The 473-nt window shown below is 72.1% G+C and carries 1 protein-coding gene; it reads right to left on the bottom strand.

What is annotated here, in order from left to right; genetic code table 11:
* Positions 1-57: 57 nt before the first annotated feature.
* Positions 58-473, bottom strand: a 416-nt coding sequence (locus tag QVE23_RS11060; RefSeq protein ID WP_502919097.1) for an ROK family protein, incomplete at its 5' end; no start/stop codon positions are given.

Below are 473 nucleotides of genomic sequence, written 5' to 3'. Positions count from 1 at the left end.
TCCGCCGCCTGCTGGTCAAATGTGATCCACCAGTCCATTTCTGGACCTCCTCATACTTCAGATTACCCGGCCCAGCAGGGCCGCACCGATGACGCCGGCGTCGTTGCCCAGCTCCGCCCGGAGGATGCGGGTGGCCCGCCCGCCGTGGCGGGAGAAGCACAGCGCCCCGACCCGGCGGCGCAGGGGCTCCAGCAGCAGATGCTCCGGCGCCCCGGCCACACCTCCGCCGAAGGCCACCGCCTCCGGCCGGAGGATGTTGATGAGACTGGCCGTGCCCTCCGCCAGCTCCTCCACATAGGCGCGGCAGACGGCAAGGGCCGTCTCGTCCCCCGCCTCTGCCGCCAGAAAGGGCGTCCGGCCGTCCACGCCGCCGGCCTCTTCTGCCAGACGGCAGAGGGCGCTCTCCGGATGGGCGGCCATGGCCGCCTCCGTCCGGCGAATCAGCGCCGTGGCGGAGGCGTACTGTTCCCAGC

Origin of the sequence: Oscillibacter sp. KLE 1728 (genome assembly GCF_934833455.1) — a bacterium.
Lineage (GTDB): Bacteria > Bacillota > Clostridia > Oscillospirales > Oscillospiraceae > Oscillibacter > Oscillibacter welbionis.
The sequence above is the reverse complement of the archived record's forward strand: the minus strand, read 5'-3'. Positions and strand labels throughout refer to the sequence as shown.